The 13,623-nt window shown below is 71.1% G+C and carries 15 protein-coding genes and 1 tRNA gene; 11 read left to right on the plus strand and 5 right to left on the minus strand.

Annotation, left to right across the window (positions count from 1 at the left end):
* Positions 1 to 165: 165 nt before the first annotated feature.
* From ACF9IK_RS20400 to ACF9IK_RS20420, 5 genes are all read left to right on the plus strand, one after another.
* Positions 166 to 239: transfer RNA gene (locus tag ACF9IK_RS20400), tRNA-Thr, on the plus strand.
* 193 nt (positions 240 to 432) lie between these two features.
* Positions 433 to 807 carry a type II toxin-antitoxin system RelE/ParE family toxin gene (locus tag ACF9IK_RS20405; protein ID WP_395295615.1) on the plus strand — a complete coding sequence of 125 codons (375 nt, stop codon included), beginning with the start codon at positions 433 to 435 and terminating at the stop codon, positions 805 to 807.
* On the plus strand, positions 804 to 1,148 hold the full coding sequence (locus ACF9IK_RS20410; protein ID WP_395295616.1) for a helix-turn-helix domain-containing protein: 345 nt from the start codon (positions 804 to 806) through the stop codon (positions 1,146 to 1,148). Before ACF9IK_RS20405 ends, ACF9IK_RS20410 begins: the two co-directional genes overlap by 4 nt.
* A gap of 869 nt (positions 1,149 to 2,017) precedes the next feature.
* Positions 2,018 to 2,401 (plus strand): transposase, encoded by a 384-nt coding sequence (locus ACF9IK_RS20415; RefSeq protein ID WP_395295430.1) that lies wholly within the window; start codon positions 2,018 to 2,020, stop codon positions 2,399 to 2,401.
* 20 nt (positions 2,402 to 2,421) lie between these two features.
* Positions 2,422 to 3,426: an IS3 family transposase gene (locus ACF9IK_RS20420; RefSeq protein WP_395292217.1), complete on the plus strand. Its 1,005-nt coding sequence runs from the start codon at positions 2,422 to 2,424 to the stop codon at positions 3,424 to 3,426.
* Between the two features lie 2 nt (positions 3,427 to 3,428).
* Here the strand turns inward: ACF9IK_RS20420 and ACF9IK_RS20425 are convergent, their stop codons facing one another.
* Positions 3,429 to 3,797 carry a hypothetical protein gene (locus ACF9IK_RS20425; RefSeq protein WP_395295617.1) on the minus strand — a complete coding sequence of 123 codons (369 nt, stop codon included), beginning with the start codon at positions 3,795 to 3,797 and terminating at the stop codon, positions 3,429 to 3,431.
* A 110-nt stretch (positions 3,798 to 3,907) separates the two neighbouring features.
* Between ACF9IK_RS20425 and ACF9IK_RS20430 the strand changes: the two genes are divergently transcribed.
* On the plus strand, positions 3,908 to 4,336 hold the full coding sequence (locus tag ACF9IK_RS20430) for a hypothetical protein (RefSeq protein ID WP_395295618.1): 429 nt from the start codon (positions 3,908 to 3,910) through the stop codon (positions 4,334 to 4,336).
* On the opposite strand, the gene ACF9IK_RS20435 is transcribed toward ACF9IK_RS20430, so the two are convergent.
* Positions 4,331 to 5,335 carry an IS3 family transposase gene (locus tag ACF9IK_RS20435; protein ID WP_395292217.1) on the minus strand — a complete coding sequence of 335 codons (1,005 nt, stop codon included), beginning with the start codon at positions 5,333 to 5,335 and terminating at the stop codon, positions 4,331 to 4,333. The genes ACF9IK_RS20430 and ACF9IK_RS20435 overlap by 6 nt on opposite strands.
* Positions 5,336 to 5,355: 20 nt before the next feature.
* The gene (locus ACF9IK_RS20440; protein WP_395295430.1) at positions 5,356 to 5,739 is read right to left on the minus strand and encodes a transposase; all 384 of its coding nucleotides are present in this window, start codon (positions 5,737 to 5,739) and stop codon (positions 5,356 to 5,358) included.
* A 101-nt stretch (positions 5,740 to 5,840) separates the two neighbouring features.
* Between ACF9IK_RS20440 and ACF9IK_RS20445 the strand changes: the two genes are divergently transcribed.
* The 3 genes from ACF9IK_RS20445 to ACF9IK_RS20455 all read left to right on the plus strand — a co-directional run bounded on the left by ACF9IK_RS20445 (position 5,841) and on the right by ACF9IK_RS20455 (position 7,973).
* Positions 5,841 to 6,812 carry an MFS transporter gene (locus ACF9IK_RS20445; protein ID WP_395295619.1) on the plus strand — a complete coding sequence of 324 codons (972 nt, stop codon included), beginning with the start codon at positions 5,841 to 5,843 and terminating at the stop codon, positions 6,810 to 6,812.
* 129 nt (positions 6,813 to 6,941) lie between these two features.
* A complete protein-coding gene (locus ACF9IK_RS20450; RefSeq protein WP_395295620.1) occupies positions 6,942 to 7,175 on the plus strand; it encodes a hypothetical protein in 234 nt (77 codons plus the stop codon).
* A gap of 267 nt (positions 7,176 to 7,442) precedes the next feature.
* Positions 7,443 to 7,973 (plus strand): methylated-DNA--[protein]-cysteine S-methyltransferase, encoded by a 531-nt coding sequence (locus ACF9IK_RS20455; RefSeq protein WP_395295621.1) that lies wholly within the window; start codon positions 7,443 to 7,445, stop codon positions 7,971 to 7,973.
* Between the two features lie 86 nt (positions 7,974 to 8,059).
* Here the strand turns inward: ACF9IK_RS20455 and ACF9IK_RS20460 are convergent, their stop codons facing one another.
* The gene (locus ACF9IK_RS20460) at positions 8,060 to 9,124 is read right to left on the minus strand and encodes an ATP-grasp domain-containing protein (protein WP_395295622.1); all 1,065 of its coding nucleotides are present in this window, start codon (positions 9,122 to 9,124) and stop codon (positions 8,060 to 8,062) included.
* A gap of 395 nt (positions 9,125 to 9,519) precedes the next feature.
* On the opposite strand from ACF9IK_RS20460, the gene ACF9IK_RS20465 reads away from it, so the two are divergent.
* Positions 9,520 to 10,941: a family 2B encapsulin nanocompartment shell protein gene (locus ACF9IK_RS20465; RefSeq protein ID WP_395295623.1), complete on the plus strand. Its 1,422-nt coding sequence runs from the start codon at positions 9,520 to 9,522 to the stop codon at positions 10,939 to 10,941.
* Positions 10,942 to 11,027: 86 nt separating this feature from the next.
* A complete protein-coding gene (locus tag ACF9IK_RS20470) occupies positions 11,028 to 12,077 on the plus strand; it encodes a family 2 encapsulin nanocompartment cargo protein polyprenyl transferase (protein ID WP_395295624.1) in 1,050 nt (349 codons plus the stop codon).
* A gap of 230 nt (positions 12,078 to 12,307) precedes the next feature.
* Here the strand turns inward: ACF9IK_RS20470 and ACF9IK_RS20475 are convergent, their stop codons facing one another.
* Positions 12,308 to 13,363: an NAD-dependent epimerase/dehydratase family protein gene (locus tag ACF9IK_RS20475; RefSeq protein ID WP_395295625.1), complete on the minus strand. Its 1,056-nt coding sequence runs from the start codon at positions 13,361 to 13,363 to the stop codon at positions 12,308 to 12,310.
* Positions 13,364 to 13,623: the final 260 nt, after the last annotated feature.

Consider the following 13,623-nt stretch of genomic DNA (forward strand, 5'->3'; position numbering starts at 1 on the left):
CACGCCGCTTGTCAGCCCCCGGACCGTTCGATTTCGGCATCGGTTGCGTCACGCCCGCCTCATCCCAGCCACCCCGCCCATCCCCCGGATATGCCGCCCCCGTCCCGGCCCCGCCCGGTAGACTGCCCCCGGTGCCGCCGTGACCACGTCGCGGACGGTCACCATGCCTCCTTAGCTCAGCTGGCCAGAGCACCGCTCTTGTAAAGCGGGGGTCGTCGGTTCGAACCCGACAGGGGGCTCTGAGTACCACCCCGGATGAGCTGCAGCTTCGGCCTTCCGGGGGCTTGATCACCGGCCTCGGGCGACTCGTCCGGGGCCGTTTTGCGTGAGCGGGGACGCGAAAGTCCGGCGCCGACCGCACGATCGGCGAGTGCAGGCCTGATGCAAGTATGGCTTGCGCCTAATATTAGGCGTGGGATATATTGGTCTGTCGTGGGCTGGGAGATCATTCTTCACAACGACGTTGAGGCCTGGTTCCTCGACCTCTCCAAGAACGACCCGGTGTCGGCGGACCAGGTCGCTGACGCCATCAATACCCTGGAGGTCGAAGGGCCCACGCTGGGCCGTCCGCTGGTGGATCGGATTCAAGGCTCCCGCCACCACAACATGAAGGAGCTGCGTCCCGGATCGTCGGGCGGATCGGAGCTGCGGCTGCTATTCGCCTTCGATCCAGTCCGGCGGGCGATCATCCTCGTCGCTGGAGACAAGGCCCGTGCATGGACGCAGTGGTACCGCGCCAACATCCCGGTCGCTGATGCGCGATACGACGAGCACCTGGAGACCATGGAGGAGGAAGGTCCCGCATGAGCAGCAAGAACTTCACCAGTTGGACCGATACCAAGGTCAAGGCCCGTGAGCTTCGTGAGGCTGCGGGCACTCAGCGCACGCTGGTCGAGGAAGCCGCGGCTCTCGAGCACCTGCGTGCCGAAGTCCGCGCCTATCGCCTTGCCGAGGTCCGCAAGTCCCAACACCTCACTCAGGTGGAAGTGGCTGCGGCTATGGGGGTTGGGCAGCCCCGTGTCTCCCAGATTGAGCGGGGAGACCTCGACATCGCCGAACTGCCGACGCTGCGCAAGTACATCGAGGCCCTTGGCGGGCAACTGCGAGTCGTTGCCGACTTCGGAGACACCTCTCTCAATCTCTGTTGAGGACATGCCTGACGGCGACCCCGCGGTGGGTATGGCCCCATCTCGACGGAGCTCGCTCGCGTGAGCGGATGGCGTGGCAGCGAGCTGGCGGGGTTGGACGAGGCAACCTGCTGCGCGGCGCTGGCCTGCGGGATCAGCACCGCGCAGCAGCAGGCATTACGAACTGTCAGGATCGGGGCGGTGCTTGTAAAGCGGGGGTCGTCGGTTCGAACCCGACAGGGGGCTCTCGGCACCACCCGGATGGGCGGCAGCTTCGGCCTTCCGGGGGCTTGATCACCGGCCTCGGATGTCCGGGGCCGTTTGCGTGAGCGACGCGATGGCTTGCGGGGCGGTGCCGCCCCGGTTCGTTCGGATCGGCCAGTCGGTGTGGTGACTGGTATGGCAACGAAGAAGTGCACGGTGACGCTGCCGGAGGAACTGGCGGAGGAGGTCCGCGCCGAGGCGGGTTCAGTCGGACGTCGCGCAGGCCATCGCGCGTCAGCGCGAGCGGGACCACCTGCACGAGTTCGTCGGCTGGTGGGAAGGCGAGCACGGTGAGGTGACCGGCGCGGAGCTGGTGGCCGCCGAGGCGGAGAGGCTCTCGCTCAACGGCGACACGCGGAGCGCAAGGCTCGTTCGGTGCCTCATCGCAAGGCGGGCTGATGTCCGAGCTCGTGTAGGTGCTCGACAGCGAGGGCTTGTCTCAAGCCGTTCTTGGGCACCGTGCGATGGGCGCCCGGTTGAAGGACGCGGATCGCTCCGGTATCCGGGTCGTGACCACGTCGGTGACGCTCATCGAGGCCTACCGCGGCCCTCTCTGTCAGCCTTGGGTGAGACGTCCCGCTTTGTCGGGTTAGCCTGAGAGGGCCCGAGTAGGAGTTCCACCCCTGATGACCAGCACCAAGCCGTCCGCGTCCGACCCGGCTCCCCGGCCGAAGCGCCGCACCTTCACGCCCGAGTACAAGCTGCGGATCGTCGCCGAGTACGACGCCGCGCCCGAGGGCGAGAAGGGCGCGGTCCTGCGCCGCGAGCGCCTCTACCACTCCCACGTCACCGAGTGGCGGGCCGCGCGCGACGCCGGGGCCCTGGAGAACCTGGTCGACCGCCGCACGAGCCCGGCCCGCCCGAAGAAGTCCGCCACCGAGGCGGAGAACGAGAAGCTGCGCCGCCAGGTGGAACGGCTGGAGAGGGAGCTCGCCCGGAACAAGGCCGCGCTGGAGGTCCTGGGAAAAGCGTCGGCGCTCTTGGAAATGATCTCCGAGAGCGCGGACTGACGCACGCCGCCGACCCCGTCGTGGACGAGGCGTTCACCGCCATCGAACACCAGTTGGGCACCACGGCCGCGTGCCGGCTGACCGGCCGCTCCCGGGCCACCCACTACCGCAGACTGAAACCGCCACCCCCGCGCAAGCCCAGGTCCCCGCAGGTCCAACCCTCCGCCCTGACGGCCGAAGAGCGTGACGCGGTCCTGAAGTTGATGAACAGCCCCGAGTACGCCGAACTGCCACCCGCGCAGATCTGGGCCCGCGAACTGGACACCGGGCGCTACCACTGCTCGGTCTCCACGATGTACCGGATCCTGCGCGAGCGCGGCCAGTCCGGTGAGCGCCGCCGCCAGGCCACCCACCCGGCCAAGACGGTGCCCGAACTGGTCGCCGACGGCCCCTCCCAGGTCTTCACCTGGGACATCACCAAAGCGGCCGGCCCCCGCAAGGGCATCTGGTACCACGCCTACGTCATCATCGACATCTTCAGCCGCTACATCGTCGGCCACACCGTCGAGGCGGCCGAATCAGCCGAACGAGCCGAGGAGCTGATCCGCGAGACCATCGCACGCAACGGCATCGTCCCCGAGACCGTGCACGCCGACCGGGGCACCTCGATGACCTCCAAGAAAGTCTCCCAGCTGCTGATCGACCTCGGCGTCACCAGGAGCCACTCGCGCCCCAAGGTCTCCAACGACAACCCCTACAGCGAGGCCCAGTTCAAGACCACCAAGTACATGTCCGACTACCCCGAGCGATTCGACTCCCTCGCCCACGCCCGCGAATGGTTCGACGCCTTCATCGCGTACTACAACCACGAACACCGGCACTCGGGCATCGGACTTCACACACCCGCCAGCGTCCACTTCGGCACCGCCGAGGAGATCCGCGACCAGCGGGCCATCACCCTCTCCGAGGCCTACGCGCGCCACCCCGAACGCTTCGGCCGCCGCCCCAGACCACCCGAGATCCCGAAGACGGCATGGATCAACGACCCCGCCAAGCGCAGCCAACCCGCACCACAAACCTCATAGCATCACGACCGTCTCACTGGACTTGAAATCTTCCGGGTGGAGATCCAGCCCTGGGCGAGCCACCAGGCGGCGGCCGCACGCAGGGTGGAGACTTCGCGGTTGAGGGTGCGCGTGCCGGACGTGGCGGCGCGGTGGGCGGCGGCGGCCTGGAGACGGGCGGGGGCGTCGGGGCGGTCGAGCAGGGCGAGCGGGAGGACCGGGGGGCGGGCGCGGCGCCGCTCGGGACCGGTGGGGGCTGGTCGGTCGGCGAGTGCCCAGGCCCAGGTGTCGAGGGCGATCCGGTAGACGCGGCGGGAGCCGGTGCCGAGGCCTGAGGCGGCCAGGTAGCGCTCGACCGCGACCGCGTACTCGACGGGGGGCCTCATGGTCATCGGAGCTCGCTTTCCGCAGTAAATGATGGGTGGAGGGCGAATTGAGCATAGCCGGATAGCGCAGTAAATAGCAGGTGAGAGGAGGTTGCAGGGAGAATTTACTGCGGTAGGTGGCTTGGCTGCAGGAATTGACCCTAATGGGCTCAGGTTTTCCGGCCGGAAGTCTTGAAAGCGGCTTCGGGGCGCGGGCAGACTTGCCGCCCATGGCAGTGGATGTGGACCTGGTTCCCGCCCGCCGGACGCGGCTGCGCAGCCGCCTCTCCGTGCTGGGCGAACACGATTTCCGGTGGTTCTTCGTCGGCTACGCGACCTCCCTTTTCGGCTCCTCGATGGCGCCGGTCGCGGTGGCCTTCGCGGTGCTCGACGATGGTGGGGGCGGCACCGACCTGGGGTGGGTGATGGCGGCCAGGGTCCTGCCGATCGTGCTGGTGATGCCGGCCGGCGGGGTGGTCGCGGACCGGCTGGGCAGCCGGCGGGTGATGCTGGCCGCGGACGTGCCGGAAGATTTCAAGTCCAGTGAGACGGTCGTGATGCTATGAGGTTTGTGGTGCGGGTTGGCTGCGCTTGGCGGGGTCGTTGATCCATGCCGTCTTCGGGATCTCGGGTGGTCTGGGGCGGCGGCCGAAGCGTTCGGGGTGGCGCGCGTAGGCCTCGGAGAGGGTGATGGCCCGCTGGTCGCGGATCTCCTCGGCGGTGCCGAAGTGGACGCTGGCGGGTGTGTGAAGTCCGATGCCCGAGTGCCGGTGTTCGTGGTTGTAGTACGCGATGAAGGCGTCGAACCATTCGCGGGCGTGGGCGAGGGAGTCGAATCGCTCGGGGTAGTCGGACATGTACTTGGTGGTCTTGAACTGGGCCTCGCTGTAGGGGTTGTCGTTGGAGACCTTGGGGCGCGAGTGGCTCCTGGTGACGCCGAGGTCGATCAGCAGCTGGGAGACTTTCTTGGAGGTCATCGAGGTGCCCCGGTCGGCGTGCACGGTCTCGGGGACGATGCCGTTGCGTGCGATGGTCTCGCGGATCAGCTCCTCGGCTCGTTCGGCTGATTCGGCCGCCTCGACGGTGTGGCCGACGATGTAGCGGCTGAAGATGTCGATGATGACGTAGGCGTGGTACCAGATGCCCTTGCGGGGGCCGGCCGCTTTGGTGATGTCCCAGGTGAAGACCTGGGAGGGGCCGTCGGCGACCAGTTCGGGCACCGTCTTGGCCGGGTGGGTGGCCTGGCGGCGGCGCTCACCGGACTGGCCGCGCTCGCGCAGGATCCGGTACATCGTGGAGACCGAGCAGTGGTAGCGCCCGGTGTCCAGTTCGCGGGCCCAGATCTGCGCGGGTGGCAGTTCGGCGTACTCGGGGCTGTTCATCAACTTCAGGACCGCGTCACGCTCTTCGGCCGTCAGGGCGGAGGGTTGGACCTGCGGGGACCTGGGCTTGCGCGGGGGTGGCGGTTTCAGTCTGCGGTAGTGGGTGGCCCGGGAGCGGCCGGTCAGCCGGCACGCGGCCGTGGTGCCCAACTGGTGTTCGATGGCGGTGAACGCCTCGTCCACGACGGGGTCGGCGGCGTGCGTCAGTCCGCGCTCTCGGAGATCATTTCCAAGAGCGCCGACGCTTTTCCCAGGACCTCCAGCGCGGCCTTGTTCCGGGCGAGCTCCCTCTCCAGCCGTTCCACCTGGCGGCGCAGCTTCTCGTTCTCCGCCTCGGTGGCGGACTTCTTCGGGCGGGCCGGGCTCGTGCGGCGGTCGACCAGGTTCTCCAGGGCCCCGGCGTCGCGCGCGGCCCGCCACTCGGTGACGTGGGAGTGGTAGAGGCGCTCGCGGCGCAGGACCGCGCCCTTCTCGCCCTCGGGCGCGGCGTCGTACTCGGCGACGATCCGCAGCTTGTACTCGGGCGTGAAGGTGCGGCGCTTCGGCCGGGGAGCCGGGTCGGACGCGGACGGCTTGGTGCTGGTCATCAGGGGTGGAACTCCTACTCGGGCCCTCTCAGGCTAACCCGACAAAGCGGGACGTCTCACCCAAGGCTGACAGAGAGGGGCTGCGCTGCGGGGTGCAGGGGGTGTTCGCGGTCGCGCTGGCCTCCGGGCACGCGCCGGTGTGGGCGATGGTGGGGCTGGTCGCGCTCTGGGGGCTCGGTGAGGGGGTGTTCCTGCCCGCGCTGGGGGCGCTGGTGCCCGGGTTGGTCGCGCGGAAGGAGTCCCTTGCGGACGCTATCGCCCTGCTGGGGTTGGCCCGTTCGGTCTCCACGGTGGCCGGTCCGGCGCTCGCGGGGGTGCTGGTGGCGTGGTCCGGGCCGGCGTCCGTCCTGCTGGTCGACGCCGTCACGTACGGGGTCGGTGCGCTGGCGCTGGGTCGGCTCGGGGTGCCCGGGCCGGCGGAACCGGGTGCGTCGAACTCGATGCCGGCGGATCTGCGCGAGGGGTGGTCGGAGTTCCGGTCGCGGACGTGGCTCTGGGTCACCACGGTGCAGATGGCCTTCTTCAACCTGCTGGTCTGGGCGCCGTTCCTGGTGCTCGGGCCGTTGACCGCGCAGCGCGAGCTCGGCGGGGCGCGCGCCTGGGGCCTGGTGATGGCTGCGTACGGGGTCGGCGCGGTGCTGGGCGGTCTGCTGATGCTGGGCCGCCGGCCCGCGCGGCCGCTCGCGGTCGCCACGGTGGCGACCCTCGGCTGGGCGCTGCCCTCCGCGGCGCTCGCGGCGGGCGCGCCGCTGCTCTGGACGGCCGCGGCGGCACTGGTGGCCGGGCTCGGGTCGGCGGTCTGCGGGGCGCTGTACGAAACCACGATGCAACGCTGGGTGCCCGGTGACGTCCTGGCCCGGGTCACCGCCTTCGGCGGGCTGGGCGCCTTCGTCCTCGGCCCGCTCGGGCTGGCGGCGGCCGGTCCGCTGGCCGAGCGGGTCGGGGCGGGTACCGTGCTGGCCTTCGGGGCCCTCTGGCAACTCGTCTCCGGTGTCACGGTGTTGGCGGTGCGCGAGGTGCGCTGCGCGAGCTGGGACCCACCCGGGCGGGCGAGTGGCGGTGGAGCCGGCTGAGCCGGGGAACGCCGGGGGAGCGGGGCCGGGGGCCTCCCGGCGGGTGCGACTCCGGCGCACCGGGAGAGCACCGTGGGCGGGCCGGTCGTACGGTGGAGGGAGTGCGGGGGTGAACGGAGGAGGTCGGCCATGCCTGGTTCTCTCACCATCAGCCACCACGAGGCGTCCGTCGCCGTGGAGCACGCCGATGCCAAGCGACTCGCCACGATGCTTGAGGAACTCGCCTATCTGCTGGAGATCCCCGGGCCGAACCGGATCAACGACGCACAGCTCGTGGCCCTCTGCGAGGGCCGGGCGCCCGACCGGGCCGAGCTGGTGCACTGGTCGCGGGAGCTCGCCACGGAAATGAAGGGGCGGCTCTAGGGCAGGACCGTCGGGTCGGTCCCCGGGCGAGGACGTGCTCCGGACGGACCGGTGCCGGACCGCTGTGAGACGTACGATGGCGCGCGGGGCGGGTGGTCCTCGCGCGCCTTCCGGGTGCCGGCGCGGCCGGCGGCCGGTCCGGCGGAGGAGGGCGGGGGCCCGCGGATGTCGCAGTCGGGGTCGATGGAGCGGACCGGAGCGTCGACGTCGTCCGGAGCGGCCACGCCGTCCGGAGCGCGACCGGGCGGCGCGCCCCGGCCGGGCGGGATGTCCTGGCTGAGGGTGGAGACGCCGCTGCCGAGCGGGCCGATGCACATCGCCGTGACGCCGCTGGGCGTGGTGGCCGGGGGCTACCTGGGGGACGAGGCCGGTGAGCTGCCGCGCTGCACGGACGAGGCGAAGATCGCCGCGGTGAAGACGCGGATCGGCGACTACCTGGCCGGGCGGAGCCGGGAGCCGGGACTTCCGATCGACTGGAGCCTGAGCACCGGTCCGCACCGGACGGTGCTGCAGACCCTGCTCCGCGAGGTGCCCTACGGTCGGACCATCACCTACGGTGAACTGGCCGCCCGCAGTGGGGTGTTCGAGGGAGTGGCGGAGCCCGGGCTGGCCGCCCGGACGGTCGGGCAGATGATGGCCGCCAATCCCGTGCCGCTGTTGGTGCCGTGCCACCGGGTGGTGGCGGCGGACGGGATCGGCGGCTTCGGCGGCGGCCGGGTGGGCATCGAGGTGAAGCGCTGGCTGCTCACCCTGGAGGGGGTGCTGGAACCGACGCTGGACTGGAACGGCCCGCTGTAGCAGGTGCGTCGGGCCCGCAGTGGCGGCCGGAGCGGCCGGGACCTGACCGGACCCCGCCCCGAAGGCCCCCCGAAGGTCGCCGTCGCTCAGTGCACGAGCTCCACCGGGGTGAGGCCGAGGCCGAACGGGACCTCGCGCGGCAGCACCGGCTGGATGCCGGCGACCAGCGTGTACTCGATCCCGGCCAGTTCCTCGGGCCAGTCGGTGTCGGGCCGCTCGCCGAGCGCCAACTGCACCGCATTCCACGGCAGATTGAGCCCGCACAGGCGCAGTTGGTGCAGACCGCCGGAGGGCCGGGTGTTGACGTCGATGACGATCGGCTCCCCGGCGAGGTGGCGGAACTGCACGTTGGAGAGGAAGGCCATCCCGGTGGACTCGACCACCCGGCGGGCCGGTTCCAGATACCTCGGTGCGGTGGTGAAGCTGCGGCGGCGCCGGTGCTTGCTGCGTCCGACGGCGGCGAGCAGGGTGCCGTCGCGGTCGGCGAGGCAGTCCACCGAGACCTCGGGCCCGTCCAGGAAGGGCATCACCAGCAGGTCGGCGGGTTCGTCGGAGGCGTCCAGTGCGGCGGCCACCTGCTCGACCTGGACCCGGCTGTCCCAGCCGGCCAGCCGGTGCAGGCCGAACGGTTCGCGGGTGAGCACCCGGAAGCCCTCGCCGCCGGCGCCGGAGACCGGCTTGAGGCAGGCGGTGAGGCCGGCGGCCTCGATCCGGTCGACGGCGGCGAGCAGGTCGGCGGCGCTGCGCACCTGCCACCAGGGCGGGGTGGGCAGGCCGGCGGCGGCCAGCGCCGCGTAGCCGTCCGCCTTGCTGTCGAAGGCGGCGATCGCGGTCGCGGGCGGGCAGGCGAGGGCGGTGCCGATCGCCTCGAACTCCTGGTGGTGCAGGGATATCGCGAGCTGGTTGAGGCGGGGCAGGAAGACGTCGACGGAGTGGCGGGCGCAGTAGTCGAGCGCGTAGGCGACGTAGGCGTCCGGGGTCAGGCCACCCGGTTCCAGAGCGGCGTGGTCGGCGGCGGCCAGGACGGGGGAGTCGGCGTCGACATGGGTGGCGTGGACCAGGACGGGGCGCGGGGCGGCGCGCAGTTGTTCGATGAAGAAGACGTTCTCGGCGTAGGTGCGGTTGAGCCAGACACGTACGGGGGCGCTCATGAAGGCCTACCAGGGCAGGGGTGAACGAGGGGAGGGCCATCCGGTGCGACCACACACGTCAACCGGCCCCGTGGCCCTTTGAGGTGGCACCTTAGCGGCCCCACGCAGGGTCGCGCACCGGGGGTGCCCGCGGGGTTGCGGGGGCGCGGGGCCGTTCGGCGGGGTCGTGGCGGGCCGGTCGCGCCGCAGTCCGTCCGGCCGGGCGTTCGACGACCGAACGGCAGGCTGGTTCCGAGTATTCGAATTCTTATCGAATTAATATCGATCAGGTGATCTAGTCGTCCTATTTGTTCGGCTATCCCGACCACTCGAAAGAGTGATTGCGGCGGACCTCCGAATGGCCTCACCATGATTGTTGCAAGGCGACACTTCACCGGGTATGCGAAGGGCTCCCTATGTCGACCGAAACCACCGTCGGTATTCCTGCGCCCGGCGGTCAGCCGCAGGTCCAGCAGCAGAGTCTCAGCACGGAGGGTGCGCGGAATCTCGCGACGACCACCAAGTCCGCGCCGCAGATGCAGGGCATCAGCCCGCGCTGGCTGCTCCGGATGCTGCCGTGGGTCGAGGTGTCCGGCGGCACGTACCGGGTGAACCGTCGCCTGCGCTACTCGGTCGGCCGTGGCCGGGTGGGCTTCGTCCAGACCGGGGCCGAGGTGCGGATCGTCCCGCCGAGTCTGCGCGAGATCCCGGTGCTGCGCGGCTTCGAGGACGACGCCGTGCTGGAGGAGCTGGCCGGCCGCTTCGTCCGACGGGACTTCGCCGCCGGTGACGTGCTGGTTGCGGCCGGGGCGCCGAGCGACGAGGTCTTCGTCATCGCGTACGGCAAGCTCGACCGACTGGGGTCCGGCAAGTACGGCGAGGAGGCGGTCGTCGGCACCCTGGCCGACGGCGACCACCTGGGCGACGAGGCGCTCCGGAGCGAGGGCGTCTGGCCGTACACCGTGCGGGCCGCCACCGCGGGCACCGTACTGGCGCTCCCCCGGTCCTCGTTCCAGGCGCTCGCGAACCGCTCCGAGGCCCTGCAACTCCAGATCACGGACTATCGGGCCGGTTTCGAGCAGGCGCAGAACAAGCACGGGGAGGCGGCGATCGGCCTCTCGGCCGGCCACCACGGCGAGTACGAGCTGCCCGGCGCCTTCGTGGACTACGAGCTGAAGCCGCGCGAGTACGAGCTGAGCGTCGCGCAGACCGTGCTCAAGGTGCACAGTCGGGTCGCCGATCTCTACAACCAGCCGATGAACCAGACCGAGCACCAGCTGCGGCTGACCATCGAGGCGCTGCGGGAGCGCCAGGAGCACGAGCTGATCAACAACCCGGAGTTCGGCCTGCTGCGGAACGCCGAGTACGACCAGCGGATCCAGACCCACTCCGGGCCGCCCACCCCGGACGACATGGACGAGCTGCTGAGCCGTCGGCGCAGCACCAAGATGTTCCTCGCCCACCCGCGAGCCATCGCCGCCTTCGGCCGCGAGTGCAGCCGCCGCGGCCTCTACCCGGACACCGTCGAGGTGCAGGGGCGGCAGGTCTTCGGCTGGCGCGGGGTGCCGGTGTTCCCGTGCAACAAGATCCCGATCGCCGACGGTCACAGCAGCTCGATCATCGCGATGCGTACCGGCGAGGACAACCAGGGCGTCATCGGCCTGCACCAGACCGGGATCCCCGACGAATTCGAGCCGAGCCTCTCGGTCCGGTTCATGGGGATCGACGAGAAGGCCATCATTTCCTATCTGGTCAGCGCGTACTACTCCGCAGCCATTCTGGTGCCCGACGCCGTCGGTGTCCTCGAAAACGTCAACGTCGCCCAGCGTCGCGACTGACCGGGGCCGGTCGGCCACGGCCCTGCCCGGCCGGGCGGAATCGGCCGGCCGGACAGCGCCGGCCACCTCATGAGGGGGAGGAATTCATGGGAACTTTCACATTGGAGCGCGATCACCGCGAGGGGAACGAGGCGGCGGACGTGCTCGCCCGCGCCCGTGGCTTGGTGGACCCGGTGTTGCGCGCCGCCGTCGACTCACTGCCCGGTTCGATGCGCAAGGTCGCGGGCTACCACTTCGGCTGGTGGGAGGCGGACGGATCGCCCGTGACCGCCCCCTCCGGAAAGGCCATCAGACCGGCGATGGTCCTGGCGGCCACCCAGGCCCTCGGTGGCAGCCCGGGCTCGGCCACCGCGGCGGCGGCAGCCGTCGAGCTGGTCCACAACTTCACGCTGCTCCACGACGACGTCATCGACCGCGACGAGACCAGGCGTCACCGGCCCACCGCCTGGAGAGTGTTCGGTACCACCGAGGCGATCCTGGCCGGTGACGCCATGCACTCGCTGGCCCTGCGCCTGCTCGCGGCGGACCCGCATCCGGCCGCGCAGGGCTCGATCCGCCGGCTGACCGACTGCGTGGTCGAGCTCTGCGAGGGCCAGCAGATCGACTGCGCCTTCGAGCAGCGCAGTGACGTTTCGCTCGCCGAGTGCCTGGCGATGGCGGAGGCCAAGACCGGCGCGCTGCTCGGCGCCGCCTGCGCGATCGGCGGATGGTACGCGGGCGCCTCCGAGGAGGCCGCCCAGGCGCTGGACGCCTTCGGCCGCGAGATCGGCCTGGCGTTCCAGCTCATCGACGACCTGATCGGGATCTGGGGTGACCCGGCCGTCACCGGCAAGCCGGTCGGTGCGGACTTGGTGGCGCGCAAGAAGTCGCTGCCAGTGGTGGCGGCGCTAGGCTCCGGGACGGCCGAAGGCCGGGTCCTGGCCGAGCTGTACGCGCTCGAACGGGTGCTCAGCCCGGAGGAGTTGCGTCGCTGTGCGGCCGCCGTCGAGGGCGCGGGTGGGCGCGGCTGGGCGCAGGGGGAGTCCTGCGAGCGGATGGCGGCGGCGCTCGCCCAGCTGGCCGTCGCGGTGCCCGTGCCCTCCGCGGCCGACGACCTTCTCGCCCTCGCGGAGCTGGTCACCCGGCGCAGCCACTGACGGGGAGCCCGGGTCCGCGAGCGCCGGCCCGGGAACCTCGGCCCGGGAACGTCGGGCCGTGAGCCCGGGCCGCGAACACCGGCCCGGGCCTCCCGTCCGAGGGATCGCCCGCCGCACCCGCTGCGCGCAGCGGTTGCACCCGCTGCGCGTACGGTTGCACCCGCTGCGCGTACGGCTGCAACCGCTGGGCGTGCGACCGCGCCCGCCACCCGGCGCCTACGTCCGTCGCGCTACGCCAGGACGGCGAGCAGGCGCTGCTCCTTGGCCGGGACGATTCCCTGCCGGACGTGGGCGTCCATGCGCCCCTTGAGGCCGTCGTCGTCGGTGTCCTCGGCAGGCCCACGCTGTTGGAGCCAGAGCCAGGTGTCGCGCGCGGTCTCGGCGAACGGCCGACACCGCAGACCGGCCGCCCGAGCCCGGGAGGTGTCGGCAAGCCAGACGGCTGCGAAGTCCGGCCCCGCGGGCGCCCAGAGCGGGAGTTCGCTCCACGGCCGGACGCTGTCCGGCCCCTCGGCGAGCAGCAGGCCGTCCTCGACCCAGACCAGCTCGGCGGGTGCACCACCGCCCACCGGTGTGCCGACCACGTCCCGACAGGTGAGTAGGAATTCCCCGAAGGTGACGTTCCCCGGCGGGGCCGTGGTGATGTAGCGCCCGGCGTGCCCGGCGGTCAGCGCATCGAGGCCGAAGGTCGCGAAGTCGCGCACGTCGATGACCTGCATGGCCCGGGTCGGATCGCCCGGCGCCAGCACCCGACCGCCGCGGGCCATCCGCTCCAGCCACCAGGGCAGGCGGCCCCCGTTCTCGTGTGGGCCGATCAGCAGTCCGCTGTTGAGGATCAGCGCCCGCTCGGCGCCGAAGTGCTCCAGTACCGCACGCTCGCAGCCGGCCTTGAGGGCGTTGTCGAACGGCTGGTCGGGTGGGGTGTCGGCGGGGCACGGGCGCAGCGGGGAGTCCTCGTCGACCACCTGGGCCGGCCAGCCGGTGAAGGCGTGGACGGAGGACACGAGGGTGTAGTGGTCGGCGTGTTCGCGCAGCAGGCGGGCGGAGGTCGCGGCCTGGGCGGGCTGCTGGGCCGAGGTGTCCACGACGGCGTCCCAGTGCTGCCGCTGGACCAGCCGCGCCAGGTCGTCGGCGCGGTCGCGGTCGCCCCGGACCGGCTCGACACCGGGCAGGTCGTCATGGGAACGGCCGCGGTTGAACGTGGTCACCTCGTGGCCCCGCGCGAGGGCCTCGGTCGCGAAGGCCCGCCCCAGGAACGACGATCCACCGAGCAGGAGGATTCTCATACCGGCAAGGCTTCCTGCCCCGAGCCGTCCGCACACACCGATTCGCTGTCGGCAGAGGCACCGCGCGGCCCGGCGTGCAGCCCGGTGTCCGGCCCGCTGTGCAGCCCGGGCGTACGGCCCGCGGTAGGGCGCCGGCGTGCAGCCCCGGCCTCGCCGACAGGGCGCGCCCGTCCCGTACGGGCGGTGAACCCGCCGCCCGCGTCCGAGGTGCTGATCGAATCCCGTCCGCATAGCATCCCCGTGTACCTGTATGTCCGAAT

It is taken from the genome of Kitasatospora hibisci (genome assembly GCF_043950205.1).
Lineage (GTDB): Bacteria > Actinomycetota > Actinomycetes > Streptomycetales > Streptomycetaceae > Kitasatospora > Kitasatospora hibisci.

Excerpts from the sequence above, each read along its gene's own strand:
- ACF9IK_RS20410 (WP_395295616.1), top strand. The coding sequence starts at position 804 with ATGAGCAGCAAGAACTTCACCAGTTGGACCGATACCAAGGTCAAGGCC.
- ACF9IK_RS20415 (WP_395295430.1), top strand. The coding sequence starts at position 2,018 with ATGACCAGCACCAAGCCGTCCGCGTCCGACCCGGCTCCCCGGCCGAAG.
- ACF9IK_RS20425 (WP_395295617.1), bottom strand. The coding sequence starts at position 3,797 with ATGACCATGAGGCCCCCCGTCGAGTACGCGGTCGCGGTCGAGCGCTAC.
- ACF9IK_RS20440 (WP_395295430.1), bottom strand. The coding sequence starts at position 5,739 with ATGACCAGCACCAAGCCGTCCGCGTCCGACCCGGCTCCCCGGCCGAAG.
- ACF9IK_RS20450 (WP_395295620.1), top strand. The coding sequence starts at position 6,942 with ATGCCTGGTTCTCTCACCATCAGCCACCACGAGGCGTCCGTCGCCGTG.
- ACF9IK_RS20455 (WP_395295621.1), top strand. The coding sequence starts at position 7,443 with ATGTCCTGGCTGAGGGTGGAGACGCCGCTGCCGAGCGGGCCGATGCAC.
- ACF9IK_RS20460 (WP_395295622.1), bottom strand. The coding sequence starts at position 9,124 with ATGAGCGCCCCCGTACGTGTCTGGCTCAACCGCACCTACGCCGAGAAC.
- ACF9IK_RS20465 (WP_395295623.1), top strand. The coding sequence starts at position 9,520 with ATGTCGACCGAAACCACCGTCGGTATTCCTGCGCCCGGCGGTCAGCCG.
- ACF9IK_RS20470 (WP_395295624.1), top strand. The coding sequence starts at position 11,028 with ATGGGAACTTTCACATTGGAGCGCGATCACCGCGAGGGGAACGAGGCG.
- ACF9IK_RS20475 (WP_395295625.1), bottom strand. The coding sequence starts at position 13,363 with ATGAGAATCCTCCTGCTCGGTGGATCGTCGTTCCTGGGGCGGGCCTTC.